Here is a 22,539-nt window from a genome sequence, read left to right on the forward strand (position 1 = left end):
GAGCGGCGCGCTATTCGCTCACGATCTTGTAACGCTGGCCGGGCGTCAGCTTCGCGCTGCGCTCCAGCCCGTTCAGGATCAGAAACTGTTCGAGCGGCCGGTCGGTCGAGGCCATGCGCTCGGCGAGGCTGACGGGCGTGTCGCCGGCACTGGCGGTGACGAGCCGGATTCGCAGCGGGCTGACCGATTGCGCATCGCTGGCGCTCAGGTTGCGGAAGCTGTCGAGCAGCGCCCGCATAGCGCGTTCGGGATCGTTCTGGCCCTTGGCGGCGAGGATGAAGCGATAGACACGCGGCCCGGCCTGGATCGCGGCGAGGCGGAAGGTCCAATCGGCGCCCTTGCCCGAGGTCACCGCCGCCGGCAGGTCGCCAACCGTGAGCGACTGGACCTCGGCGGTGGCGACGCCATCGATCCAGCCCGAGGCGACATAGGATTCGAGCGTCTGCCCGGCCTTCAGTGCGACCGAGTCGAAGCGCAGCGCCTGCGTGCCGTCATTGCTGACGCCGACCACCATTTCGCGGGCCGCCTCAAGCTCGAAGCCATCAGGCGCGGTGAAGGCGATGCGCAGCGCGCTGTTGAGATAGCGGCGGCCGCGGACCACGCCGTCGGCCGGATCGTCGCCGAAGGCGATGCCGTCGATCGCGGCGAGCCAGCGCGAGGCCTCGCGCTCGCCGATGCCGGGCGCCCCGATCTGGCGAGCGCCATTGGTGACGGCGGCGACGCGTTCTGGCGTCGAGGGATGGCTGGAGAGGATGTCGAGCTTCTTGTCGCCGCCGCCCTGGCGGCCGGCGCGGAAGCTGGTGTTGCGGCCGAGCGAGACCAGGAAGCGGCCGGCGCCATAGGGATCGTAGCCGGCGCGGGCGATGTTGCGCACGCTGATCTGGTCGGCGGTCAGCTCCTGCTGCCGCGAGAAGCGGGCGAGCGAGAGCTTCGAGCTCTGCTGCACGGCCGCGCCGGTCGTCGGGTCGTTCAGCACCTGCGCCACGACCTGGCTGACCAGCGCCGATTCCGCTTCCATCTCGGCGCGCTCGACGGCATGGCGCGCGGTGACATGGGCGATCTCATGCGCCATCACCGAGGCGATCTCGGCCGAATCGTTCGCCAGAGCGAGCAGGCCGCGCGTGACGTAGAGCCGTCCCGTCGGCAACGCGAAGGCGTTGACGATCGGCGAGTTCAGGATCGTCACCTCATAGGTGCCGATCTGGCCCTCGCCAGCCTTGGCGAGCCTGACGATGATCTCTTCCAGTACGGCCTTGACCTGTGGTGCGCGGTATTCGCCGCCAAAGGCAGCAAGCAGGCGCTGGTGCTCGCGGTCGGTGCCGCGCTGCAGGTTGGCAACCCGCGGCGCCGGCTCGCCACCAGGCTGGTTGAGCGGCGCCAGGACGGAGTTCTGATCGCCGAAACACGCCGCCAGCAACAGGGCCGGCAGCACCGCGGCGGCCAGACGCCCCCGGAACGGCTGACGATGTCGCTGAAATCTCCGCATCTGCCCCTAGTCGATCAATTCCAGTGCGCTGCGCGTCTCGGCTTCGATCAGGAGGCCATCGCGCCCCTCGACCACGCCGCGTACGCGCACGCGTTTACCCGTCAGCGTCGCGGCGGTCCAGCCGCTGCGCTGCAATTCACGCCACAACGCGCGCGACAGGACGATGCTGCCACCCGCGCCGCGCCGCCGTTCGAAATTGAGATAGGTTCGCTGCGCCCGCTCTCCCACCGCAGCGATACGCCCCTCGACCACGACGATCCGGCCCGCCTGCGCTCGCATCGCAGCAGCATCATGACCGTCGATGACCGGGAAAGCCACTGCGGCAAAACCTCCCTGCGCGGTGGCCGGCGAACGATTCTGGGGGCCGGCCGCTATCGGTCGCGGCTCAGCCTTCCGCCAGAGTTCGTTGCAAGCGGCGAGGCCGGGTTCGGCGAGGCGCAGTGCGGCGCCTCCGGCGAGGAGGGCCGCGGTCAGGTCGGGCTGGCCTGCGAATGGATCGGTGGCGCCCTCGGCGGCGAGGAGACGAGCCGGGAGACGGCCCCAGCGATCCGCACCACCAAGCGGCGCCAAACGGAAAGCCTGACCCTGCCAACGCGTCAGCTGCGCAGTGAAACGCTCGCGCTCGGCATCGTTCTGCCGTGGCGCGAGGCCGACGAGCCTGACGGTCCTGCCGTCGGCGAGGAGCGGGTCGCCATGCCGGTCAAGACCAGCAAGGCTGACCACCTCCGTTGCCTCCGGCGTTGCGCAAATGTCATCCGCGGCCCGCGTAACAGCGGTTGACGCCGCCATGCTGCCGAGGACCAGCAAGATCGCTGCAAAGGGAGGCTTCACCCGCATCGGCTTTATGCTAAACGCAAGAACGTGCGTCCCGGTAGCTCAGCAGGATAGAGCAACGGTTTCCTAAACCGTAGGTCAGGGGTTCGAATCCCTTCCGGGACGCCAGTTTTCCTCATCCTGCCACAAGCGCCAGCACCCCGTCCGACGGACGGGGTCGATTCTGCCGATGTCGAGGTCAACCTTGCCATGACGTTAGTGCCGACGATTCGGACCGAACGCCTGATCCTGCGTGCGCCGATCATTGCCGATTTTCCTGATTATGCCGATTTCCTGGGCTCATCGCGGGCGCAGCATATGGGCGGTCCTTATGATCAGCGCGGTGCCTGGGGTGTGTTCTGCCATGACGTGGCGGTGTGGACGTTATTCGGTCATGGCGCCCTGATGATCGATCTGCCCGGCGGTATTTGTATCGGGCAGGTCGGCATCAATCACGGACCGCTCTTTCCCGAGAAGGAGCTGGGCTGGCTGATCTATGCCGGACATGAGGGGCAGGGCTATGCGAGCGAAGCTGCGGCCGCCCTGCGCGACTGGGCTTTCGAGCAACTAGGCTTGGAGACGCTCGTCAGCTATGTCGATCCGCGCAACAAGCGCTCGATCGCTGTGGCGGAGAGGCTCGGTGCTCAACTCGACGCCAGCGCCGCCAGGACAGATCCTGAGGACCTAGTCTACCGGTATCGTGGTGCGGGAACCGGGCACGCCTCATAGAGAGGCGCAGGCGCCTTCCTCAATGCTTCGCCACGTGTTCGGGCTTGCCCTTGCGCTTGGTGGAGGCCAACTCGTTGAGTTCCTTCTCGGTCATCGACTTGGCCATGGACTTCGAGGCGCCCTTGAGCTCGCTCTTGGGGATGTCTCCGCGTTTGGCGGCGAGCGCGGCTCCGGCGGCCTTCTGCTGCGCCTTTGATTTGGCTGGCATAATCCAATCTCCCGATATGAGGTTCGGTTGAGCGTGCAACCCGATCGGAGCAGGATGGTTCCTGACGCCGCCACTGCAAGCCGGCTCTCTTCACGTGGCGATCATGCGAACGCTGCGGGGTGCCTGCCCTTGCCGGTGAGAGGCGGGCGCGGCAAAGCTCATGGCACGGCTCTTGAAGAAGACTCCAAGGCCGGCCAACACTCGTCTCTCGGGATCATCTTGCGCATTCTCATCCTCAATCCCAACACCAGCATCGAGATGACCGAGCTGGTCCTGCACGTTCTGGCGCCGTTGACGCCCGCCGGCGTGACGCTGAAGCCGGCCACCGGCCGCTTCGGGGCGCGCTACATCTCCAGCCGCAGCGCCGGAGCGATTGCTGGCCATGCGGCGCTCGACGCTTTCGCCGAACAGGGTGCCGATTGCGATGCGGTCTATCTCGCCTGCTTCGGCGACCCCGGACTGATGGCCTTGAAGGAGATCGCCGGCGTGCCGGTCATCGGCATGGCCGAGGCCGCCTGTCAGCAGGCTGCTTCGCAGGGCGGACGCTTTTCCATCGTCACTGGCGGCGAGCGCTGGGGCGCGATCCTGACCGAGTTTGTCGCCGCGCTCGGGCTGGACGGTAGGCTCGCCGCCGTCGAGACGGTGGCGCCGACCGGCGGCGACATCGCCGCCGACCCGGATGGCTCGCTGACGCTGCTGGCGGAAGCCAGCCGGCGAACGGTCGAACGCGATGGAGCACAAGCGGTGATCCTGGGCGGCGCCGGGCTGGCCGGGCTAGCGGCGCGGGTCCAGCCTTATGTCGGCGTGCCGGTGATCTGCTCGACTGAAGCCGGCTTCGCCGCTGTACTGGAAGCGGCACGCAACCCGCTGCCAAAGCCGGTCCAGGGCGACCTCGCGCTGCCGGCGGCGGTGCCGAATGTCGGGCTCTCGGCCGGCTTGGCGCGCCTGCTTGGCGAACGTTAGCGGCGCTGCTTCGACGGAGGCAGTGCAGATTGCGCGGTCGAAGCGGACCCTCCCGTGCCGGCCAGCCAGATCATGTGCTTCGCGCCGCCCGCTCCGGCGCGAGCGCGCACCGTCTTTTCCTCCACGGCGAAGCCGGCCTGGCGCAGGCGCTGGGTGAAGCTGCGATCCGGTCCGGCCGACCAGACCGCGAGCACGCCGCCCGGCCGCAGGGCGGCCTTCGCATGGGACAGGCCGGCATGGTCGTAGAGCCGGTCATTGGCCTCGACCATCAGCCCGTCCGGCCCATTGTCGACGTCGAGCAGGATTGCGTCGTAGCGGTCGCTTCCGTCGCGAATGACGTCAGCGACATCGGCCTCCCGCACGCTGACCCGTGGATCGTCGAGGCAACCGGCGAAGATCGCAGCGAGCGGACCGCGCGCCCAGGCGACCACCGCCGGGATGAGCTCGGCGACGACGATCTCGGCATCTTTCGGCAGCACTGCGAGTGCGGCCCGGAGCGTGAAGCCCATGCCGAGCCCGCCGATCAAGAGGCACGGCTTTGGGCGTTGTCCGATCCTGTCGATGGTGAGCGTCGCCAACGCCTCTTCCGAACCCTTGAGGCGCGAGTTCATCAGCTCGTTATGGCCGAGCGTGATCGAGAACTCGTCCTCGCCGCGGCGCATGAGCTTGAGCGTGCCGCCGCCGGGGATCGAGGTGGCGTCGAGCTGCGTCCACGGCTTCATCGGCGCGTCAATCCAGCCGGGCGCGTTTGACGAAGGCACCGGCCTTCATGATGACGGGCATGTGCTTGCCCTGGCGGGTCAGCAGCGCCAGATCCTTCAGCGGGTCGCCATCGACAACGACCAGGTCGGCATAGGCGCCCGGCGCGATTGCGCCGATCTTGCCCTCGAGCTTCAGCAGCTTGGCCGCGACATGGGTGGCGGCGCCGATCACCTCATGCGCCGGCAGGGCCCGGCCACGGATGACGAACTCTTCCGACTGGTGGCGATGCATCTCGCCGAGCAGGTCGCTGCCATAGGCCATGGCGAGCCCGGCCTTCTTCATGATCGCGAGCGATTCCATGCCGGCGGCGCGGACATATTCGACCTTGGCGACGGAATCGGGCGGGAAGCCGAGCTTGCCGCCTTCGCTGGCGAGCTTGTCATAGGTGACGAGCGTCGGCACGGCGACAGCGCCGTTCTTGGCCGCGAGCTTGGCCGTCTCTGCCTGGATCAGATTGCAATGCTCGAGTGAATGGACGCCGGCCTCGACGCAGCGGCGGATCGCCTCGTCGGTGTAGACATGGGCGGAGACGTAGGTGCCGGCCATGCGGGCTTCTTCCACGACCGCCTGCAATTCGCCGACGGAGAAGCCGAGGAAATGGATCGGGTCGGTCGGCGAGGCGCAGCCGCCATTGGCCATGATCTTGATGAAGTCGGCACCGCCCTTCAGCTCCTCGCGGGCGGCACGGCGAACCTCGGCCTCGCCATCGCAGATGCGGCCGAGCGCGCCGAGGCGATGGCGGGTCGTCGGCGCGAGCCGGTCGTCATAGCGGCCGCGGAAATCGGCATGGCCGCCGGTCTGGCTCAGCGCCTTGCCGGAGATGACGAGGCGCGGCGTCGGGAAGTCGTTCTCCTCGGTCGCCTGCTTCAGGCCGAAATCGGCGCCGCCGACATCGCGCACCGTGGTGAAGCCGCGCAGCAGCATCTCGCGCATGATCACCAGCGAGCGCACCGTGACGAGCGAGTCGGGCAAGGCGGCGTTGCGGCCGAGATCGGCGAGGCCGGCGATGACGTGGACATGGGCGTCGATCAGCCCGGGCATCAGGGTGCGGCCCTTGAGATCGACAGCCTTTGCCTTGTCGGAGCGAACGGTCTTGCCGACCTCGCGGACCAGCCCGCCCTCGACCAGGACGGAGACCGGCGCGCTGCGCTCGGGCGCGGTGCCGTCGACGATGCGGGCATTGTGGAACAGGGTCGCGGCCATGGCTTTCGTCCTTGCGTATGAAGTCTCGATCGGTCGTGTTCAGCGGGTCAGGAACGCCGTGAGCCAGAGCCCGAAGCCGAAGACGGTGTGGTTGATCAGGCCGATCAGCCGGACCTGGCTGGCATTGGGACGCTTGCTCGCAGCGAGGCCGAAGCCCATGCCGGGCTGCAGGATGAACCAGCCGCAGCCGACCGTGACGACACCGACGATCAGGGCGGGAAGCAGTGTCGGATAGCGAGCCCAGTCCAGGCCCCAGAGCAGCAGCACGATCGCGGCGAAGAGGACGCCGATGAGGTAGTGCATGATCCAGCCGACGGCGAGTTCGCCTTGCACCGGCGGCGTCTCGGCGATGGTGTCGTGCGCGAAGCGGCCGCGCGGCAGATAGGCGAACCAGCGCCCGACTGCGGCCCAGTTCGCGAGCGGGATGCCGAAGGCGCGATTGAGGAACAGCGCCCAGAGGTCGAGCAGCGCGGTTGCGCCGACGCCGATCACGAGCGAACGGCTGATCACTTCGAGCATATCTGTCCCCCCGGCCGCAAACCGACCTTGCAGCTATGGAGGCGGAACCGCCCGGCCTGGTCAATCGCCAGCAGGTTGAATTGGCCTGTCCGTAGCGCAGGCGGGCCATGCGGCGCAGCGGCGCAGGAACCGCCAGGGGACTCTGCTCGTTCTCCTCAGGTACTTTCAAGGCGGGGGTTATGCGATGGCAGTGGCGACGGCGAGCAAGACGAGCGCGAACGGGCCGCATGGGGCGGAGGAACTGCCCTCGGTCATCGTCACCAGCTACAATCTCGAAATCCGTGATGCCGACGGCTTCCTTGGCGACAAGGCGAGCCGCGGCGCCTTCATGGACCATCTCGCCGAACTGCGCGGCCATCTCGCTGAGGCAGGCGAGGACCCGCTGGCGGACGCCGGCAAGACGCCGAGCAAGTCGGAGCTCGACAAGCTCATTATTGAGGGAACGGCCCGCGAGGCGGCGCTGGTGCTCTCGGCGGTCGAGCGTTTCGCCCAGTCGCTCGCCTTCGTCATCCGCCGGTTTCTGCGCCAGAAGGCCTGGAGCCCGGTCGAGCGCATCGTCGTCGGCGGCGGTTTCCGGCAGAGCCGGATCGGCGAGCTGGCGATCGCGCGGGCCGGCATCATCCTGCAGACCGAAGGCTTTTCGATCGAGCTCGTGCCGGTGCGCCATCACTCGGACGAGGCCGGGCTGGTCGGCAGTGCCCATCTCGCGCCGAAATGGATATTCGAAGCCTATGACAGCCTGGTCGCCGTCGATATCGGCGGCTCGAACATCCGCGCCGGCATCGTCGAACTGCGTCAGGACAAGGCGCCCGACCTCAGCAAGGCCCGCGTCTGGGAAACCGAGCTCTGGCGCCATGCCGACGAGGAGACGAGTCGCGAGGAGGCGGTGCAACGGCTCGGCAAGATGCTGGGCGAGCAGATCGGGCACGCTGAAAAGGAGGGCCTGCGCGTCGCGCCTTTCATCGGTGTCGGCTGCCCTGGCCTGATCGAGCCGGATGGCGCGATCGACCGCGGCGCGCAGAACTTGCCCGGCAACTGGTCGAGCAGCCGCTTCAACCTGGTCGAGAGCATCCGCGAGATGGCGCCGGAGATCGGCGAGCACGATACCGTCGTCACCATGCACAACGACGCCGTCGTGCAAGGCTTAAGCGAACTGCCCTTCATGCAGGATGTCGAGCACTGGGCGGTGCTGACCATCGGCACCGGGCTCGGCAATGCGAGCTTCCACAACCGCGCCAAGCCGAAAGGCCGGGACAAGGAAAAAGACAAAGACAAGCCGAAGGACGGCAAGGACAAGAAGGATTGAGGCTCAGTCCCGCCTGGCCGGCAGCGCCCAGAGCAGGCCGCGCGTCACGATCGCCGGGAAGACGGTGAGATGGTCTTCGCCGGGGATGATCTCGGTCGAGAGCTTGAGGCCGGGATAACTGCGCGAGCGCAGTGCCTGCTCGAATTCCCTGAGATCGGCGATCATGTCGGTCTTGCCGTTGTAGCGTGGGTCGCCCGAAGCCTTGTCGATCGTCTCATAGGAGGCGATCGCCATCAGCACGTTCGCCTTCAGCTCCTTGTTGGCCTCGGCATAGCCGCGCTCGCGCTGGAACAGCACCTTCTGGTCGAACCAGAGCGAGGGGCTGCCGATGATATAATGCTGAAACAGCTTTGGCTCGGTCAGCAGGACGTAGAGACCGAACAATCCGCCATAGGAATGGCCGGCATAGATGCTGCGGGTGGTGTCGGTGCGGTAGGTCGCGGCGACGAAGGGCATCAACTCCTCGGAGAGGAAGCGGCGATAGCCCTCAGCTTCACCGAATACCGGCGGGCGGCCCGACTGATCCCTGGTCTTCTCGCCGTTCGGCGTCGGCGTGTAGTCGCGCCGGCGGCTGTATTCGGGGGTGTCTCCGACCGAATAGGACAGACCGACCAGGATGAACTCCTCCAGACCCTTGGCCCGGTTGCCGACCCGGCGGGCGATGCTGCGCACCAACGGGAAGGCATAGTCGGCATCGGTAACGAACAGCACCGGGAAGCGTCGCCGCGGCTGCGACTGATAGGATTCCGGCAGGCTGACGAAGATCTCGTAGTCGCGCTGCAGCGCCTTGGCCTTGATCGTCCTGACCTCGGTGCCTTTCAGCACGAAGGGTGGCGGCGTCGCGGTGCCGGCGGCAGCGGAAGCCGGCGGCTCGGCGTCGGGCTGCGCGATGGCGGTCGTGGCGATCAGGAGTGCGGCGACGAGGGCAGGCAGGCGAAGCATCCAAGACGTCTCCGACAGGACTGTGCCGGGATCGTGACGGCTCGCGCGACTGTCGCCAAGGCCTATCGTCGCAGACCGGGGGCCTCCAGCGCGAGTCCTTTGGCGCGGACGGCGAGATAGAGTTCGAGCGCGAGATAGTCGTCGGAGCCGTAATCGAACTGCGTTGCTCTGACGCCGAGCGAGCAGGCGCGCAGGCGCCGGTGCAGCGAGCCGAGCCCGTTCCATTCGAGCCGGTAGACGGGATAACCGGTGCCGACGCCGTGGCTGATCGTGTCGCCGCGCAGTTTTTGACCTACGAGGCCGTCATGGCACTGCGTGCAGGCGAGGTTGAGCTGGCCCTGCCTGCGTTCATAGAAAGATTTGCCGGCTTCGTAAAAGGGTTTCGCCACGCCCTCGGCTGAGACCGATAGCGGCATGCCCTTCGAGAGCGAGGCGACATAGGCGGTGAGGCCGAGCAGATCCTGGCTCTCATAGCCGAAGGCAGGCTGCTTCTGCCGTCCGACCCTGCACTGCTCGATCCGCCCTTCGAGATTGATCAGCTTGCCGCTGTCGGTATCGACCTGCGGATAGCGGGCGGCGGCGCCGCGCAGGCTCTGCTTGGGATCGGCATGGCAGGAGATGCAGCTCGGCGCGGCTCCTTCTCGGCGACTGAACAGTTCCTCGCCCTGCTCGACCCAGAGCCAGCCGGGATTGCGAGCCTCGTCCTCCTGCTGCTGGTGCATCTGCGGCGAGAGGAAGGCGCTGCCCGGTTTGATTTCGTCGGCACCGGCTGCCCCGGCCAGTGCAATCAAGACTGCCGCAAGGACGCGGCGGGTGGCGCTCATGTCACGACGAGACGGGCGGTGCGGGTGAAGGTCGCCCCGCCATCCTCGCGCCATTCGAAGGTGAGGTCGCCGGTCTCGACGGCGCGGGTGGTGAAGCTGACGAAGGGGTTGGCCGAGATGCCGGTGTGCATGTCGTAGCGGAACACCGGCTCGCCGACATAGGTCACGGTCAGGCGATTCAGGATCTTGCGTGGCACCACGCGCCCTTCGGCATCGACCTGGCCGCCGCGATCCATCGGATGGCGGACGAGGACACGGATCTCGACGATCTCGCCGGCCTTGGCCTCTGCCGGCATGGTGATGCGGGCGTTGAACGATGCCATCGGGTCAGCCTCCGTCGATGCAGGCGCTCAGCGTCACCACGATGTCGGCATCGGCCATGACGTAGCCGCCGCTGTTCAACGAGGCGATCGCCACGACCTTCTGGGAGGTGGCGAGGCGCAAAGTGGCGCGGATATCGGCCCGGCCGCTACGCGGGGACAGATGAAAGCGCGCCACGTCGGGGAACGGGTTCTTCTCGGCGATGATATGGATCCAGCGGACATGGTCGGCCTGCGTCATCGGGCTCTCGACCTCGATCGCGACATCGACCGAGTTGCCGTTCTCGACCAGCTGGGGAATGTCGAAGGTGATCTTGCTGCGCTCCGGCACCGCGCCTTCGGTAATGCGGGCGATCAGTTCGGCGAGCGCTGGTGGTGCAGCAGCCAGAGCGGGGGCGGGCAGGGCGGCGAGCGCGAGGCCGGCGGCGCCGGCCGCCATGACCTCGCGGCGCGAGAGCGCCTGTTCAGGGGGTGCGCAGGCTGGCGAGATAAGCGACGACATCCTCGATCTCCTGGGCGGTGAGCGCCGGCCGATCGCGAAAGGCCGGGGCAACGTCTCGCAATCCTTCGGTACGAAAATAGGGCGGCATCACCGTCTGCGGATTGAGCAGGCCGGCATCGATAAGGCGCAAACGCAACTGGCCGCTGTCGAGCCGGGTAGCGACGCCGGCAAGGCCCGGACCGATCGTGCCCTGGAAGGGCTCGTTCGGCTCCGGCACCTGGTGGCAGATCAGGCAGTTGCCCTGAGCGCGGTCGAGCACGAGCGCCCGCCCGCGTTTGAGATCGCCGACCTTGCCGCCGAGCGGCGCGGGGATCGCGTCGCCGACGACGGTGTAGGCTTCGAGCGCGCCTGCCGGCGCGCTCGCGAGCGCCAGCACGATCAGTGCGATCCGGATCGCGGCAAGCCTCACGCCTTGCGCAGATCCGTGTTCTTCAGCGGCAGGTTGCGCACGCGCTTGCCCGTGGCGGCGAAGATCGCGTTCAGTACCGCCGGCGCCGCGACCGCGATGGTCGGCTCGCCGACGCCGCCCCAGAAGCCGCCCGAGGGCACGATGATCGTCTCGACCGCCGGCATGTCCTCCATGCGCATCACCGGATAGGTGTCGAAATTCTCCTCGACCATGCGCCCATCCTTGACCGTGCACTCCCCGAAGAGCGCAGCGGAGAGCCCGTAGACGAAGGAGCCCTCGACCTGGCGCTCGATCTGGGCCGGGTTGACGGCGTGACCAGGGTCGGTCGCGGCGGTGATCTTGTGAATCTTCAGCTTGCCTGCGGCATCGACCGAAACCTCGGCAACGGCCGCGACATAAGAGCCGAAGCCCATGGTCTGGCAGATGCCGCGATAGACGCCCTCCGGCGCCTTGGTGCCCCAGCCGGCCTTCTCGGCGACGGCGTTGAGCACCGCGAGATGCTTGGGATGGTTCTTCATCAGCGCGCGGCGGAATTCGAGCGGATCCTTGCCCGCCGCATGCGCCAGTTCGTCCATGAAGCATTCGAGATAGATGGTGTTCTGGTTGAGGTTGACCCCGCGCCAGAAGCCCGGCGGCACATGCGGGTTGCGCATGGCGTGGTCGATCAAGAGGTTCGGCACGGTGTAGCCGATCGAGGCCTCCGGCCCCGGCGGGTTGAGGCCCTGGAAGACGGCCGGGTCGCGCCCGTTCTGGATGTTTTGCGGGAAGATGCCGGCGACGATCGACTGGCCGGAGATACGCAGGTGCAAACCGGTCAGGTTGCCGTCCTTGTCGAGCGCGCCGGTGAGCTTGCACTGCGTCACCGGGTGGAAGCGCCCGTGCAGCATGTCCTCCTCGCGCGACCAGATCAGCTTGACCGGCGTGCCCGGGATCTGCTTGGCGATGGCGACGACCTGGCGGACCCAGTCATGGACGGCGCCTCGTCGGCCAAAACCGCCGCCGAGATCGATTTTGTAGGCCTCGCATTTGGCGAGTGGCAGGCCGGAGGCCTCGGCGGTCGCGGCCAGCGCTGCCTCGCCGTTCTGCGTGGGCGTCCAGACCTCGCAGCGCTCGGGGGTGTAGAGCGCCGTCGCGTTCATCACCTCCATGCAGGCATGGTTCTGGAACGGATAGGAGTAGACCTGCTCGATGACGCGGGCGGCGTTGGCGATAGCGCCTTTGACGTCGCCGTTCTGGTTGCCGACCGCCGCTTGCGGCGCATCGAGCCCTTCCTTCAGCCAGGCGGCGATGCTTTCGCTGGAGACCTTAGCGTGCTCGCCCTCGTCCCAGGTGATCGGCAGCGCGTCGAGCGCGGTCTTGGCGCGCCACCAGGTATCGGCGACGACGGCGACGGCGCTGTCGCCTACCGGCAGGACGTGCTTGACGCCCGGCATGTCCTTGACCTTGGCGGCGTCGAAGCTCTTCACCTTGCCGCCGAAAACCGGGCAGTCCTTGATCGCGGCGTTGAGCATCCCCGGCAGCGTGAAGTCCATGCCGTAGACCTTTTTGCCGGTGGTCTTGTCGGCGGTGTCGAGCCGCTTCAGCGGCTTGCCGGCGATGATCCAGTCCTTCGGGTCCTTCAGCGGCACATTGGCCGGAGGCTGGAGCTTGGCGGCCGCTGCGGCGACCTCGCCATAGCGGATCGAGCGGTTGGAACCCTTGTGGGTGATCACGCCCTTGGCGGCGCTGCATTCGGCAGCCGGCACCTTCCAGCCATCGGCCGCGGCCTGGACCAGCATCATCCGAGCCGCTGCGCCGCCCTTGCGGACATATTCATGGGATTCGCGCACGCCGCGGCTGCCGCCGGTCGAGAAATTGCCCCAGACGCGGTTGCGGGCGAGGTTCTGGCCTGGCGTCGGATATTCGGTCGTGACCTTGGCCCAGTCGCAGTCGAGCTCTTCGGCGACGAGCTGGGCGAGGCCGGTCAGCGTGCCCTGACCCATTTCCGAGCGGGCGATGCGGATCACCACCTTGTCGTCGGGATGGACCACGACCCAGGCGTTGATCTCCGGCACTGCGCCTTGCGCCTGAGCCTCATCGGCGAAGGGGATGGAAAAGCCGAAGCTGAAGGCGCCGGCGGCTGCGGCCGAGCCCTTCAGGATGGTGCGGCGGGAGAGCTTCGTATCGGTCACAGAGGCTAGACTCATGGCGTCCTCCTGATGCGGATGGCGCTGCGGCGAGGCTGTGGCGCTCGAGCCGTGCGCAGGAAAAAAGGGAAAATCAGATCAGCCGCGGCCGAGCTGGCCGCCGGCGGCGACGTCCTTGATGGCAGCCTTGACGCGGTTATAGGTGCCGCAGCGGCAGATATTGGTCATTTCCGCGGCGATATCGGCATCGCTCGGCTTGGGATTTGCCTGGAGCAGGGCGGCCGCGGCCATGATCATGCCGCTCTGGCAGAAGCCGCATTGCGGCACGTCGTGCTCGATCCAGGCCTTCTGGATCGGATGGTTGCCGTCGGGCGAGAGGCCCTCGATGGTGACGATCTTCTGCTCGGCGGTGAGAGCGCTTACCGGCATGGTGCAGGAGCGGGTGGCGACGCCGTCGATATGCACCGTGCAGGCGCCGCATTGGGCGACGCCGCAACCATATTTTGTACCAGTCAGGCCGATCTGCTCGCGGATCACCCAGAGCAGCGGCGTGTCGTCCTCGACTGCTACGTCGATCGTTTTGCCATTAATGCTGAGCTTAGCCACCGCAACCTCCCGGTTTCGATTCCAAGGTCGGCGAGAGAGCCATCGCGCCTCGCCGTTCGATCAGGCTGGCCGGTCAGCGGCCAGAGATGTTCCTTGGAGGAATTCAAACTCAGAAGCGCGTCTACCGCCAGAGGTTGTACGCTCACCGGCGATCACGGTCCCGTTGGGCTGTTTCTGGGCATCGACTCTTCGATCCGGACGGCTTTTGCTGGCGCCGCCATGATGCTGTCCGGTTTTCTGTCGAAGACACACAGCGTCAGGCGCGTCGGCGACGGCGCGTTCTCACAGGAATGTGATGCTCTTGCACGATCTTCGTCCGCCGGCGCGGCAAAGCCGCGAAGCCGGCCATACTGTCGTTTCGTCGGACATGCTTGCTTTCGCGCCGCTGCAATGGCGAGGCTGCGCGACGATGCGAATCAGCCCGGCAGGACAAAGATGCCGATGATCCCCCGCCTTCTCCGAGCTTTCCGCCAGTTCGGCGGCGCCCTGCTGTTCGCGCTGGCGCTGTTGTTCCTGCCCCTGGCGGCGTTGGCGCAGCCCACTGACCCTGCGAGTGCCCGCGCCCGCCTGGATTCGATCCGCGGCGAACTCACCCAGATCGAGGCGTCACTCACCAATCCGAATGTGTCGGACAGCGAATTGCAGCGCCAGCGCCTGCGGCTGCAGCCCTTGCTCGACCAGCTGCGTATCCTCACAGATGAGCAGGGACCGCGCACCGAGCAGGCCAAGCTCAGGCTCGACCAGCTCGGGGCAAAGCCGGACGCCAATGCGCCGCCTGAGACGCCGGACGTGGCGCGTGAGCGCGAGACCCGCACCAAAACCTTCGCGGAAGCCGACGAGACGCTCAAAATCGGCCGCGCGACGCTGCTGCAAGGGGAGCAGCTGCAAAGCTCGATCGCCGATCTCAGACGCGACCGTTTCGCCAAGGCGCTGTTCGCAGCCGGCCCGTCGATTCTCAATCCCGAAGTCTGGTCGACGACGCTGACGGCCTTCCCATCGGATCTGCGCGCCTCGCAACTGATCTTCGGCGACTGGCTCTCGGTCTTCACCTCGGCGTTGCTCAGCGCCCGCGGCGTCCTCGTCGCTTTCGCCTTCCTCGGCGCGATCGCACTTTATGTCGCGCGCGCCCGCTACATGCCGCGGCTGACAGCCCGGCTGGCGGCAAGCGTGGATTCGAGTGATCGCCATATCCTCTATGCGGCGCTCATCCGCATCGTCGCGCGGACGGCGCCACCGGCACTGGCGAGCTGGCTGATCTATGCGGGGTTGAACACCGCCGGCCTGCTACCGCCACGGATTCAGCCGGTGATTCTCGCCGCGGTGTTCGGGCTCGCGCTCTTCGCCTTCGTCCAGGCGCTGGCCGATGCGTTGTTCGCCCCCGGCGAGCCGCAGCGGCGCCTCGCCAGCGTGATGGAAACGACCGCGCGAACCGTGGCCTGGCTCGCGGGCTCGCTCGCGATCGTCATGGCGATCGGCAAGGTGTTCGAAGCCTGGCTGCAGGCGATCGCTGCCGGCCTCACCTTGTCGATCATCGTGCGCGGTGTCTTCGCCGTCGTCTTCGCGCTGATCCTGATCGCCGGCCTCTATCGCCTGCGCGACAATCAGGAGATCGAGGAGGAGGCCTGCCTCGGTCCCTATGTGCCGGTCGATGGCGCGAGTCTGGGACCGGTGCGGATCCTTGGCTGGATCGTCGGCGTCGCCGTGATCCTGTCGGTCCTGCTCGGCTATGTCGTGCTGGCGACCTTCCTGACCGAGCAGGTGATCTGGCTCGGCATCCTCGCCGCCGCCTTCGTGCTGCTGATGCAGCTGATCGAGCTTGGCATCACCAGCCAGCTCACCGGTGAGGGGCGCTTTGCGCTGACGCTGCGCGCCGGGATCGGCCTGCGTGCGGCGACGCTGCAGAAGATCGCCGTCGTGCTGTCCGGCGCGCTCAAGATCGTGCTGATCGTCGTCACGCTCATGCTGGCGCTGGCGCCATGGGGGCTGGAATCGACGGATTTCCTGACCTCGCTGCGCGCCGCCTTCTTCGGCTTCCAGGTCGGCGGGGTCACGGTTTCGCTGTCCTCGATCGTCGTCGCGATCTTGCTGTTCGCGCTCGGGCTTGCGGCGACGCGCTCGCTGCAGGGATGGCTCGAAGGCAAGTTCCTGCCGACGACTGCGCTCGACCCCGGCCTACGTAACTCGATCACCACGGCGGCCGGCTATGTCGGCTATGTCGCCGCGGCCGCGATAGCCTTCTCCTCGCTGGGTCTCAGCCTGGAGCGGCTGACGCTCGTCGCCTCGGCGCTCTCGGTCGGTATCGGTTTTGGCCTGCAGTCGGTGGTGTCGAACTTCGTCTCGGGGTTGATCCTGCTCTGGGAGCGCCCGATCCGGGTCGGCGACCAGGTGGTGGTCGGCGACGCCGAGGGCATCGTCAAGCGCATCAATGTCCGCTCGACCGAGATCGAGACCTTCGATCGCTCCTCGGTGATCGTGCCGAACTCGAACCTGGTCTCGGGCGTGGTGCGCAACCGCGTCCGGTCCGATCGGACCGGCCGGGTGCTGATCTCGATCAGCGTGCCGCGCCGGCTCAACCCGACGGACGTCCGCGCCATGCTGCTAGAAGCTGGCGAAGCGCATGGCGACGTGCTGAAGAAGCCGCCGCCGGCCGTGCTGTTCAAGAAGCTCGGTACGACGACGATGGATTTCGACCTGATCTGCGTGGTCGGCGAGGTCGACATCGTCGGGCGCGTCACCAGCGATCTCAACTACGTCATCCACCGGCGTCTGACCGAGCTGGAGACCCCGGTCGCGACCGAGCTCACGGTCAAGGGCCTGGAGGGCGTCGAACATTCGCTCGGCGAGATCGCCGCCGCCGTCTCGCGGGAGGTCGGCCGTCGCGCCAAGCCAGCGGGCGGACGTGTCACCGTGAAGCGTTCGGGCCCACCGCCAGAGGCCGAGGAAGAGCCGGAGGAGGCCCCGGCCCCGCCGCCCGCCAAGCCTGAACCAGCCGCGACGGGCGGCAAGGACGAGACCAAGGACTGATGCAATGCGCCTTTTCCCCGCGTTTTCCACGCGCCCGCAGCGGCTGCGTGCGATGAGCTGCCCCGCCGCTCTCGCCGCCGCGCTCTCGCTGCTCAATCTCGCCGGTTGCACCGAGCCCGCGCGGACGCAACCCGCCTTCTATCGCGATCTCGGCTCGCCCTCTGCGAAGGTCGATGCGGAGGCGGCGCGGGCGACCATCTCGGCCTATCGGCTGAATGCCGGCCTCGCCGCGCTGAAGCTTGATCCGGAGCTGATGCAGGCGGCCGAGCAGGAGGCCGCCGCCATGGCCGCCGCCGACAAGCCGGCCCAAGCCGAGGCGGTGAAGGCCAGGCTCGCGCGCGCCGGGCAGCCGGGCGCGGAGGCCAATCTCTCGGCCGGCTATCGGCGCCTGGCCGAGGCCTTCTCGGGCTGGCGTGACTCGCCGCAACACGACCGGGTGATGAAGGCGCCGAACGCGACGCGGATGGGCATCGCCTCGGCCTATGCGGCGGGGTCGAAATATCAGGTCTACTGGGCGCTGGTGGTGGCGCCCTGAGCAGGCGCGGCTGACGGGCCTATTCGATCACGAAATCGAAGGGCGTCTTCGGGAACGGTTCCTTCGCGAGCGTGAAGTGCCACCATTCCTTGCTGTAGCCGCGGAAGCCCTCGGCCCTCATCGCGGTGGCGAGGATAGCGCGGTTGCTGCGAGCCTCGGCCGTGTTTCCGGAATGGCCGAGCGCGCTTTTCTCCGAGAAGCAGTCAAATCTCGTGCCGAGATCGAGACTGGATTCGCGCGGACGCGTTGAAAGCGGACCGTCGCAGGGGCCGGCATCCAAGGGCGTTGGCGAGGCGGCTTCGCCAGAGCGGATGAGGCCGACATCGACGGTGGAGCCGCGCGAATGGCTCGAATTGCCGGCGATGTAGCCTTTGGCAACGAGATCGCCCCTGGCGATGCCGGGATGAAAGATGCGGCCAAGATCGGGCCCACCCGGCCGCTTCACCCAGTCGTTGAAGGCAGCGACGGCGCGAGCTGGCCGGTAGCAGTCGAACAGCTTCAGCCCGTATCCCTCTTGGGTGAGCCGCTTCTCGGCGCTGATCAGGGCGTCGGCAGCTGCGCGCGTCAGGATGCATTCAGCCCGGCCGTAGCCGGGCACGGCCGCGCCGGTGAAGTTGAACGGCGTCGCGTAGCGGATCTCCTGGGCGATCGTTGGCGCCAGTTCCCGTAACCACACGAAGCCGGACGGCAGCGGCTCGGCGCCGACCGGGCGCAAGGCTAGCAAGGACAAGCCGACGGCGAGCACGCGCCAGTCGATGGAAAGCCACGGCATGCCGTGGCTCAGGGCCTTGCGCCGACGGGCAATGGCGGTGCGTCTGCCTTCAGGACGATGCCGACGCGGCGGTTGAAGGCGAGATAAGGGTTGTCCTTGACCAGCGGGTCGGTGTCGGCCTTGCCGGTGACCGAGCTGAAGCGCTCATCCGGGACGCCGGCATTGCCGAGGATCTCGCGCACCGCCGAGGCGCGGCCGACGGACAGCGCCCAGGGATTGCCGGGGGCGACCGTGCCCGGGCGCTGCGCGGCAGTGTGGCCGGTGATGGCGATCCTGTTGGGCATGCGGCGAAGCGTCGGCGCGATCGCGGAAAGCAGCCTGCGCATGCGTTCGTTCGGCTGGGTCGAGCCTTCGTCGAACATCGCCCGCCCGTCTTGATCGACGAGCTGGATATCAATGCCCTGCTCGGACACGTCGATCAGGATGTTGCGCGAGAGCTCGCCGATCTCGGGCATCTCGCGCAGCGCCTGGCGCAGCGAGGCGGCGGCGAGCGCGAAACCGCGGTCATGAGTGGCCGAGACCAGCCCCTCCTCCTTCTGCTGATTTTGGTTCGGCGCAGTGTTGTCGGATGCGTCCTCGATCGGACGGACATAGGCGTTCTTGATGTGCGTTTTGGTCGGGACGCCGTCGACCTCGACGATGCCGGCGAGCTTGAATTCGCGCTGCGTGCCGAAGGCCTCGCGCATCGAGCCGGCGACGATCTGCAGCTTCTGCTTGTCCTGGCTGGAATAGGCGGCGACCATGACAAAGAATGCCATCAGCAAGGCCATGAGATCGGCAAAGGTCACGAACCAGCCGTGACCACCATGCCCGCCTCGCTTCTTCTTGGCCATTTGCTAAGGTCCGCTCAGGTGGCTTCAGCCATCTCCGCCCTGTGATGGTCGGGCAGATAGGCAAGGAGCATTTCGCGCACCAGGGTCGGGCTTTTGGCGTCACGCATCTGCAGGATGCCGTCGATGATCAGCGTCCGCGAGATCTCCTCCTCCTCGAGTTTGATGTGGAGCTTGTCGGCGATCGGCAGGGTGAGCATGTTGGCGACCATGGCGCCGTAGAGGGTCGCCAGCAGCGCGGTCGCCATGGCCGGGCCGAGCTTGGACGGGTCGGACATGTTGGCGAACATGGTGACCATGCCGAGAATCGTTCCGATCATGCCCCAGGCCGGGGCGCAGTCGCCGATCGCGCGGTAGACCTTGGAACCCTCGTCGAGCCGCTGCAGGAAGTTGTCGCGGTCGCGCTCCATCGTGTCGCGGATGAAGTCCTTGTCATAGCCATCGGCGATGTAGCGCAGGCCCTGGGCCAGAAACGGGTCGGAGACCTCGACATTCTCGAGCGCCACCGGGCCGCTCTTGCGGTTGATCTCGGCGACGCGGGTGATCTCGTCGATCAACTCGCGCGGATGGATCGAGCGCATGGTGAAAGCGAAGCGGAGGCCCATCGGCAGCCCGTGCGCGATCACCGAGAAGGGAAAGCGCAGCATGGTCGCGGCCGAGGCGCCGCCGAAGATGATGATCACGGCGTGCTTGTCATAATAGGCGGCGAAATTGCCACCATCGATCATGATCAGCGCGACGATCGTCGCGATGCCGCCGATAATGCCTGCGCCGGTCGCGATATCCATGAATGCCATCCCAAGCCGGCCGGGCCAGGCATGCCGCCGAGCCCAGGCTTTCGCTGTTGCGGAAACCATAAGGAGCGGCAATTGAAGGAAGCGTTAAGGTTGAGGACTTGCTCACGCGGTGGCGTCGTCTAAAGCTGCTGCACAATGTCTTTGCTTGCGATCTACGCCCGCGTCCTCGGCGAGCTCGGCCCGGAACGGCGCCTCGGGCTCATCCTCGCACTCGCCAATATCGCGCTGGCGGCCGCTGCCTTCGCCGAGCCGATGCTGTTCGGCGCTTTGATCGACAAGCTGACCAGCCTGCAGATCAGTGGTACTCGCCCGAGCTGGGCCGATATCAACGTCTTGCTGGCCGCCTGGGTCGGCTTCGGCCTGTTCAACATCGCAGCCGGCGTCTTTGTCGCACTGTTCGCCGACCGTCTGGCACACCGCCGCCGGCTCGCGGTGATGGCGAATTATTTCGAGCACGCGCTGACGCTGCCGCTCGCCTACCACACGCAGACCCATTCCGGCCGCGTGCTCAAGGTGATGCTCGAAGGCACCAGCGGCATGTGGGCGCTCTGGCTCTCCTTCTTCCGCGAACATTGCGCCAGCTTCGTCGCGCTCTTCATCCTGCTGCCGTTCACGCTGTGGAAGAACTGGCAGCTCGGCCTGGTGCTGATCTTCCTCGTCGTGCTGTTCGGCACACTCACCGCCTTCGTGCTGCGCAAGACCGACAAGCTGCAGAGCAATGTCGAGGCCTATCATTCGAGCCTAGCCGAGCGGGCCTCCGATGCGCTCGGCAACGTGCCGGTGATCCAGAGCTTCACCCGGATCGAGGCCGAGGTCCGTGGCCTGCGCAACACCATCACCAGCCTGCTCGCCGCGCAGATCCCGGTGCTGACCTGGTGGGCGGTCGCCACCGTCGCGACCCGCGCCTCGGCGACCCTAACCGTGCTCTCGATCTTCGTCGTCGGCACCTGGCTCCTGATGCAGGGGCTGACCACGGTCGGCGAGATCGTCACTTTCATGGGCTTCGCCACCATGCTGGTCGGCCGCCTCGAGCAGATCGTCTCCTTCGTGAACTTCATCTTCATGCAGGCCCCGAAGATGCGCGAGTTCTTCGAGGTGATCGACACGCTGCCGGCGGTGCGCGACCAGCCCGGCGCGCCCGATGCCGGGCGGCTCGAAGGCGCCATCGCCTTCGACAACGTCTCCTTCTCCTATGACGGCAAGCGCGCCGCAGTCGCCGATGTCTCCTTCGAGGTGAAGCCCGGCGAGACCATCGCCATCGTCGGCTCGACGGGATCGGGCAAGTCGACCACGCTCGGCCTGCTGCACCGCGCTTTCGATCCGCAATCGGGTCGCATCCTCGCCGACGGACGCGACATCCGCGAGATCTCGCTGCTCTCGCTGCGCCGGAACATCGGCGTCGTCTTCCAGGAGCCGATGCTGTTTGCGCGCTCGATCCGCGAGAACCTGACCGTCGGCAAGCCGGACGCGACCGATGCCGAGATGGTGGAAGCACTCGACCGGGCTCAAGCGACCGAGGTGATGGCGCGCCAGAGCGACGGGCTCGACACCATCGTCGGCGAACGTGGCCGCACGCTCTCCGGCGGTGAGCGCCAGCGCCTGTCGATCGCGCGGGCGTTGCTGAAGAACCCGCCGATCCTGATTCTCGACGAGGCGACCTCGGCCCTCGATGCAGCGACCGAAGTGAAACTGCAAAAAGCCCTCGACGAGGTGATGAAGGACCGCACCACCTTCGTCATCGCCCACCGGCTCGCCACCATCCGCAATGCCGATCGCATTCTGGTCTTCGAGCGGGGGCAGGTGATCGAGATGGGCTCGTTCGAGGAACTCGTCGCCAAGGGCGGACGCTTCGCGGCGCTGGCCCGGGCGCAGTATCTGGTCACCGACAAGCCGGTGGTAGCTACAGAGCCATCCTCGCTCGCGGTCAAGGGCATCGTCGAAGGCTGAGTGCCGCCTCCTTGCTACCTCGGAGGTAATCGACTGGCCGCCTCATAGGTCGCATGGTCCCCGGCATCGCGGGTGTCGACCCGCTCCGAAAGGGGATCAGACTATGACCGCCTACGCCATCGCCCATCTTCGCGACGTCGCCCTCAACGCTGAGATCGCCGATTACATCCGCCAGATTGACGAGACCCTCACGCCCTTCGGTGGTCGCTTCCTGATCCATGGCGTGACGCCGGAAGTCATGGAAGGCCCCTGGGAGGGCGACCTCGTCGTCATCGCCTTCCCGGACCTTGCGGCCGCTCATGGCTGGTACGCCTCGCCGGCCTACCAGGCGATCCTGCCACTGAGGACGCGCAATTCGCGCAGTGCCGCGATCATCGTCGAGGGCGTGCCGGAGAGCTACAGGGCGACCGATTTCCTGGCGAAGCTGGGCTGACCGTCAGGGGGGGCCGGCTCGCCCGGCAGGAAATGCAGGCAGGGGTCGAGCTTGATGTGGTCGGGGCCGACCTGTTCCCAGCTGCCGCTGACCACGACGCGCTCGCCGGCCTTTCGGCCATTGCTGTCATAGGTGACGCAGAGCACCTGCGGATCGGGTGCCTGGCACAAACCGAGATAGGTCAGCCCGGGGCCTGCCTTGACCATGCCCAGCGGGCCTTCGACCTCGATCGTGATGAGCTCGCCTTCCTTTCCGGCCAATGATTTCAGCGCCGCGCGCAACTCACCGCAGTTCGTGCGGAAGGTCGGCTCAGGCTGCGCCTGCGTCGTGCCTGCGGTCGGCAGCAGAAATGTGCCTGCGAGAATGGCGAGAGAAGCAAAGCGAAGGGTAGGCGCGATCATCGCACTGGTCTCGCCTTGCTTTGTGGCGCCTTTGCGAAAACCGCCAGCAGCCAGGCAACAATCACGTGTCACACACGCGCCA

General features: G+C 66.8%; 25 protein-coding genes and 1 tRNA gene. 9 read left to right on the top strand and 17 right to left on the bottom strand.

From position 1 onward, the window contains the following. Window positions 1–10: 10 nt before the first annotated feature. Both BLM15_RS24050 and BLM15_RS24055 read right to left on the bottom strand, forming a co-directional pair. Window positions 11–1,432, bottom strand: coding sequence for a M48 family metalloprotease (locus BLM15_RS24050; protein WP_335904807.1), 1,422 nt, complete (start codon window positions 1,430–1,432; stop codon window positions 11–13). Between the two features lie 60 nt (window positions 1,433–1,492). Then, window positions 1,493–1,765, bottom strand: a complete 273-nt coding sequence (locus tag BLM15_RS24055; protein WP_164547622.1) for a hypothetical protein — start codon at window positions 1,763–1,765, stop codon at window positions 1,493–1,495. A 12-nt stretch (window positions 1,766–1,777) separates the two neighbouring features. On the opposite strand from BLM15_RS24055, the gene BLM15_RS31460 reads away from it, so the two are divergent. From BLM15_RS31460 to BLM15_RS24070, 3 genes are all read left to right on the top strand, one after another. Next, a complete protein-coding gene (locus tag BLM15_RS31460; protein ID WP_164547623.1) occupies window positions 1,778–2,266 on the top strand; it encodes a hypothetical protein in 489 nt (162 codons plus the stop codon). Between the two features lie 85 nt (window positions 2,267–2,351). After that, window positions 2,352–2,428, top strand: a tRNA-Arg gene (locus BLM15_RS24065). Between the two features lie 81 nt (window positions 2,429–2,509). Then, window positions 2,510–3,028: a GNAT family N-acetyltransferase gene (locus BLM15_RS24070; RefSeq protein ID WP_126115119.1), complete on the top strand. Its 519-nt coding sequence runs from the start codon at window positions 2,510–2,512 to the stop codon at window positions 3,026–3,028. 19 nt (window positions 3,029–3,047) lie between these two features. Here BLM15_RS24070 and BLM15_RS24075 read toward each other — a convergent pair whose 3' ends face one another. After that, on the bottom strand, window positions 3,048–3,236 hold the full coding sequence (locus BLM15_RS24075) for a DUF3008 family protein (protein WP_126115120.1): 189 nt from the start codon (window positions 3,234–3,236) through the stop codon (window positions 3,048–3,050). 219 nt (window positions 3,237–3,455) lie between these two features. On the opposite strand from BLM15_RS24075, the gene BLM15_RS24080 reads away from it, so the two are divergent. Further along, window positions 3,456–4,199 carry an aspartate/glutamate racemase family protein gene (locus BLM15_RS24080; RefSeq protein WP_126115121.1) on the top strand — a complete coding sequence of 248 codons (744 nt, stop codon included), beginning with the start codon at window positions 3,456–3,458 and terminating at the stop codon, window positions 4,197–4,199. Here BLM15_RS24080 and BLM15_RS24085 read toward each other — a convergent pair. Genes BLM15_RS24085 through BLM15_RS24095 form a run of 3 tightly spaced genes read right to left on the bottom strand, consistent with a single transcriptional unit; the run spans window position 4,196 to window position 6,683 of the window. Further along, window positions 4,196–4,921 carry a spermidine synthase gene (locus BLM15_RS24085; protein ID WP_126115122.1) on the bottom strand — a complete coding sequence of 242 codons (726 nt, stop codon included), beginning with the start codon at window positions 4,919–4,921 and terminating at the stop codon, window positions 4,196–4,198. The two genes, BLM15_RS24080 and BLM15_RS24085, sit on opposite strands and share 4 nt — an antisense overlap. A gap of 7 nt (window positions 4,922–4,928) precedes the next feature. Continuing rightward, window positions 4,929–6,164 carry a metal-dependent hydrolase family protein gene (locus tag BLM15_RS24090; protein WP_126115123.1) on the bottom strand — a complete coding sequence of 412 codons (1,236 nt, stop codon included), beginning with the start codon at window positions 6,162–6,164 and terminating at the stop codon, window positions 4,929–4,931. A gap of 39 nt (window positions 6,165–6,203) precedes the next feature. Next, entirely contained in the window at window positions 6,204–6,683 is a 480-nt protein-coding gene (locus BLM15_RS24095) for a DUF2938 domain-containing protein (protein WP_126115124.1), read from the bottom strand. 184 nt (window positions 6,684–6,867) lie between these two features. Here BLM15_RS24095 and BLM15_RS24100 point away from each other — a divergent pair, with 184 nt between their 5' ends. Beyond that, window positions 6,868–7,989 carry an ROK family protein gene (locus tag BLM15_RS24100; protein ID WP_126115125.1) on the top strand — a complete coding sequence of 374 codons (1,122 nt, stop codon included), beginning with the start codon at window positions 6,868–6,870 and terminating at the stop codon, window positions 7,987–7,989. A gap of 3 nt (window positions 7,990–7,992) precedes the next feature. Here the strand turns inward: BLM15_RS24100 and BLM15_RS24105 are convergent, their stop codons facing one another. From BLM15_RS24105 to BLM15_RS24135, 7 genes are all read right to left on the bottom strand, one after another. After that, window positions 7,993–8,931: an alpha/beta hydrolase gene (locus BLM15_RS24105; protein WP_126115126.1), complete on the bottom strand. Its 939-nt coding sequence runs from the start codon at window positions 8,929–8,931 to the stop codon at window positions 7,993–7,995. Between the two features lie 62 nt (window positions 8,932–8,993). Then, window positions 8,994–9,755, bottom strand: a complete 762-nt coding sequence (gene soxA, locus BLM15_RS24110) for a sulfur oxidation c-type cytochrome SoxA (RefSeq protein WP_126115127.1) — start codon at window positions 9,753–9,755, stop codon at window positions 8,994–8,996. Continuing rightward, window positions 9,752–10,078 carry a thiosulfate oxidation carrier complex protein SoxZ gene (gene soxZ / locus BLM15_RS24115; protein WP_126115128.1) on the bottom strand — a complete coding sequence of 109 codons (327 nt, stop codon included), beginning with the start codon at window positions 10,076–10,078 and terminating at the stop codon, window positions 9,752–9,754. Before soxZ ends, soxA begins: the two co-directional genes overlap by 4 nt. Before the next feature lie 4 nt (window positions 10,079–10,082). Further along, window positions 10,083–10,577: a thiosulfate oxidation carrier protein SoxY gene (locus tag BLM15_RS24120; RefSeq protein WP_126115129.1), complete on the bottom strand. Its 495-nt coding sequence runs from the start codon at window positions 10,575–10,577 to the stop codon at window positions 10,083–10,085. Continuing rightward, complete coding sequence (soxX, locus tag BLM15_RS24125; protein WP_236846404.1) at window positions 10,540–10,986, bottom strand: sulfur oxidation c-type cytochrome SoxX; 447 nt, start codon at window positions 10,984–10,986, stop codon at window positions 10,540–10,542. Before soxX ends, BLM15_RS24120 begins: the two co-directional genes overlap by 38 nt. Beyond that, window positions 10,983–13,172 carry a xanthine dehydrogenase family protein molybdopterin-binding subunit gene (locus tag BLM15_RS24130; RefSeq protein ID WP_126115130.1) on the bottom strand — a complete coding sequence of 730 codons (2,190 nt, stop codon included), beginning with the start codon at window positions 13,170–13,172 and terminating at the stop codon, window positions 10,983–10,985. The genes soxX and BLM15_RS24130 overlap by 4 nt, the downstream gene beginning before the upstream one ends. A 78-nt stretch (window positions 13,173–13,250) precedes the next feature. Continuing rightward, complete coding sequence (locus tag BLM15_RS24135; RefSeq protein ID WP_126115131.1) at window positions 13,251–13,718, bottom strand: (2Fe-2S)-binding protein; 468 nt, start codon at window positions 13,716–13,718, stop codon at window positions 13,251–13,253. A gap of 441 nt (window positions 13,719–14,159) precedes the next feature. Between BLM15_RS24135 and BLM15_RS24140 the strand changes: the two genes are divergently transcribed. Together BLM15_RS24140 and BLM15_RS24145 are read left to right on the top strand one after the other, a co-directional pair. After that, window positions 14,160–16,742, top strand: a complete 2,583-nt coding sequence (locus BLM15_RS24140) for a DUF3772 domain-containing protein (RefSeq protein ID WP_164547624.1) — start codon at window positions 14,160–14,162, stop codon at window positions 16,740–16,742. Between the two features lie 4 nt (window positions 16,743–16,746). Beyond that, window positions 16,747–17,277: a CAP domain-containing protein gene (locus tag BLM15_RS24145; protein WP_236846405.1), complete on the top strand. Its 531-nt coding sequence runs from the start codon at window positions 16,747–16,749 to the stop codon at window positions 17,275–17,277. Between the two features lie 19 nt (window positions 17,278–17,296). Here the strand turns inward: BLM15_RS24145 and BLM15_RS24150 are convergent, their stop codons facing one another. The 3 genes from BLM15_RS24150 to BLM15_RS24160 are packed head-to-tail and all read right to left on the bottom strand — an operon-like array spanning window position 17,297 to window position 19,667. Further along, on the bottom strand, window positions 17,297–18,049 hold the full coding sequence (locus tag BLM15_RS24150) for a M15 family metallopeptidase (protein WP_126115133.1): 753 nt from the start codon (window positions 18,047–18,049) through the stop codon (window positions 17,297–17,299). Window positions 18,050–18,057: 8 nt separating this feature from the next. After that, entirely contained in the window at window positions 18,058–18,882 is an 825-nt protein-coding gene (locus tag BLM15_RS24155) for an OmpA/MotB family protein (RefSeq protein ID WP_126115134.1), read from the bottom strand. Between the two features lie 14 nt (window positions 18,883–18,896). Beyond that, window positions 18,897–19,667 (bottom strand): motility protein A, encoded by a 771-nt coding sequence (locus BLM15_RS24160; RefSeq protein WP_126115135.1) that lies wholly within the window; start codon window positions 19,665–19,667, stop codon window positions 18,897–18,899. Window positions 19,668–19,811: 144 nt separating this feature from the next. Between BLM15_RS24160 and BLM15_RS24165 the strand changes: the two genes are divergently transcribed. Together BLM15_RS24165 and BLM15_RS24170 are read left to right on the top strand one after the other, a co-directional pair. Next, entirely contained in the window at window positions 19,812–21,623 is a 1,812-nt protein-coding gene (locus BLM15_RS24165; protein ID WP_126115136.1) for a glucan ABC transporter ATP-binding protein/ permease, read from the top strand. 103 nt (window positions 21,624–21,726) lie between these two features. Continuing rightward, window positions 21,727–22,056, top strand: a complete 330-nt coding sequence (locus tag BLM15_RS24170) for a DUF1330 domain-containing protein (RefSeq protein ID WP_126115137.1) — start codon at window positions 21,727–21,729, stop codon at window positions 22,054–22,056. Here the strand turns inward: BLM15_RS24170 and BLM15_RS24175 are convergent. Continuing rightward, window positions 22,020–22,457 (bottom strand): hypothetical protein, encoded by a 438-nt coding sequence (locus tag BLM15_RS24175; protein WP_126115138.1) that lies wholly within the window; start codon window positions 22,455–22,457, stop codon window positions 22,020–22,022. The two genes, BLM15_RS24170 and BLM15_RS24175, sit on opposite strands and share 37 nt — an antisense overlap. Window positions 22,458–22,539 lie beyond the last annotated feature (82 nt).

The sequence above is a fragment of the Bosea sp. Tri-49 genome, from assembly GCF_003952665.1.
Classification (GTDB): domain Bacteria; phylum Pseudomonadota; class Alphaproteobacteria; order Rhizobiales; family Beijerinckiaceae; genus Allobosea.

Excerpts from the sequence above, each read along its gene's own strand:
- BLM15_RS24175 (WP_126115138.1), bottom strand. The coding sequence starts at position 22,457 with ATGATCGCGCCTACCCTTCGCTTTGCTTCTCTCGCCATTCTCGCAGGC.
- soxZ (WP_126115128.1), bottom strand. The coding sequence starts at position 10,078 with ATGGCATCGTTCAACGCCCGCATCACCATGCCGGCAGAGGCCAAGGCC.
- BLM15_RS24150 (WP_126115133.1), bottom strand. The coding sequence starts at position 18,049 with ATGCCGTGGCTTTCCATCGACTGGCGCGTGCTCGCCGTCGGCTTGTCC.
- BLM15_RS24090 (WP_126115123.1), bottom strand. The coding sequence starts at position 6,164 with ATGGCCGCGACCCTGTTCCACAATGCCCGCATCGTCGACGGCACCGCG.
- BLM15_RS24100 (WP_126115125.1), top strand. The coding sequence starts at position 6,868 with ATGGCAGTGGCGACGGCGAGCAAGACGAGCGCGAACGGGCCGCATGGG.
- BLM15_RS31460 (WP_164547623.1), top strand. The coding sequence starts at position 1,778 with ATGACCGTCGATGACCGGGAAAGCCACTGCGGCAAAACCTCCCTGCGC.
- BLM15_RS24130 (WP_126115130.1), bottom strand. The coding sequence starts at position 13,172 with ATGAGTCTAGCCTCTGTGACCGATACGAAGCTCTCCCGCCGCACCATC.
- BLM15_RS24085 (WP_126115122.1), bottom strand. The coding sequence starts at position 4,921 with ATGAAGCCGTGGACGCAGCTCGACGCCACCTCGATCCCCGGCGGCGGC.
- BLM15_RS24155 (WP_126115134.1), bottom strand. The coding sequence starts at position 18,882 with ATGGCCAAGAAGAAGCGAGGCGGGCATGGTGGTCACGGCTGGTTCGTG.
- BLM15_RS24075 (WP_126115120.1), bottom strand. The coding sequence starts at position 3,236 with ATGCCAGCCAAATCAAAGGCGCAGCAGAAGGCCGCCGGAGCCGCGCTC.
- BLM15_RS24055 (WP_164547622.1), bottom strand. The coding sequence starts at position 1,765 with ATGCGAGCGCAGGCGGGCCGGATCGTCGTGGTCGAGGGGCGTATCGCT.
- BLM15_RS24120 (WP_126115129.1), bottom strand. The coding sequence starts at position 10,577 with ATGTCGTCGCTTATCTCGCCAGCCTGCGCACCCCCTGAACAGGCGCTC.
- BLM15_RS24070 (WP_126115119.1), top strand. The coding sequence starts at position 2,510 with ATGACGTTAGTGCCGACGATTCGGACCGAACGCCTGATCCTGCGTGCG.
- BLM15_RS24095 (WP_126115124.1), bottom strand. The coding sequence starts at position 6,683 with ATGCTCGAAGTGATCAGCCGTTCGCTCGTGATCGGCGTCGGCGCAACC.
- BLM15_RS24140 (WP_164547624.1), top strand. The coding sequence starts at position 14,160 with ATGATCCCCCGCCTTCTCCGAGCTTTCCGCCAGTTCGGCGGCGCCCTG.
- BLM15_RS24105 (WP_126115126.1), bottom strand. The coding sequence starts at position 8,931 with ATGCTTCGCCTGCCTGCCCTCGTCGCCGCACTCCTGATCGCCACGACC.
- soxA (WP_126115127.1), bottom strand. The coding sequence starts at position 9,755 with ATGAGCGCCACCCGCCGCGTCCTTGCGGCAGTCTTGATTGCACTGGCC.
- BLM15_RS24165 (WP_126115136.1), top strand. The coding sequence starts at position 19,812 with ATGTCTTTGCTTGCGATCTACGCCCGCGTCCTCGGCGAGCTCGGCCCG.
- BLM15_RS24145 (WP_236846405.1), top strand. The coding sequence starts at position 16,747 with ATGCGCCTTTTCCCCGCGTTTTCCACGCGCCCGCAGCGGCTGCGTGCG.
- BLM15_RS24170 (WP_126115137.1), top strand. The coding sequence starts at position 21,727 with ATGACCGCCTACGCCATCGCCCATCTTCGCGACGTCGCCCTCAACGCT.
- BLM15_RS24160 (WP_126115135.1), bottom strand. The coding sequence starts at position 19,667 with ATGGATATCGCGACCGGCGCAGGCATTATCGGCGGCATCGCGACGATC.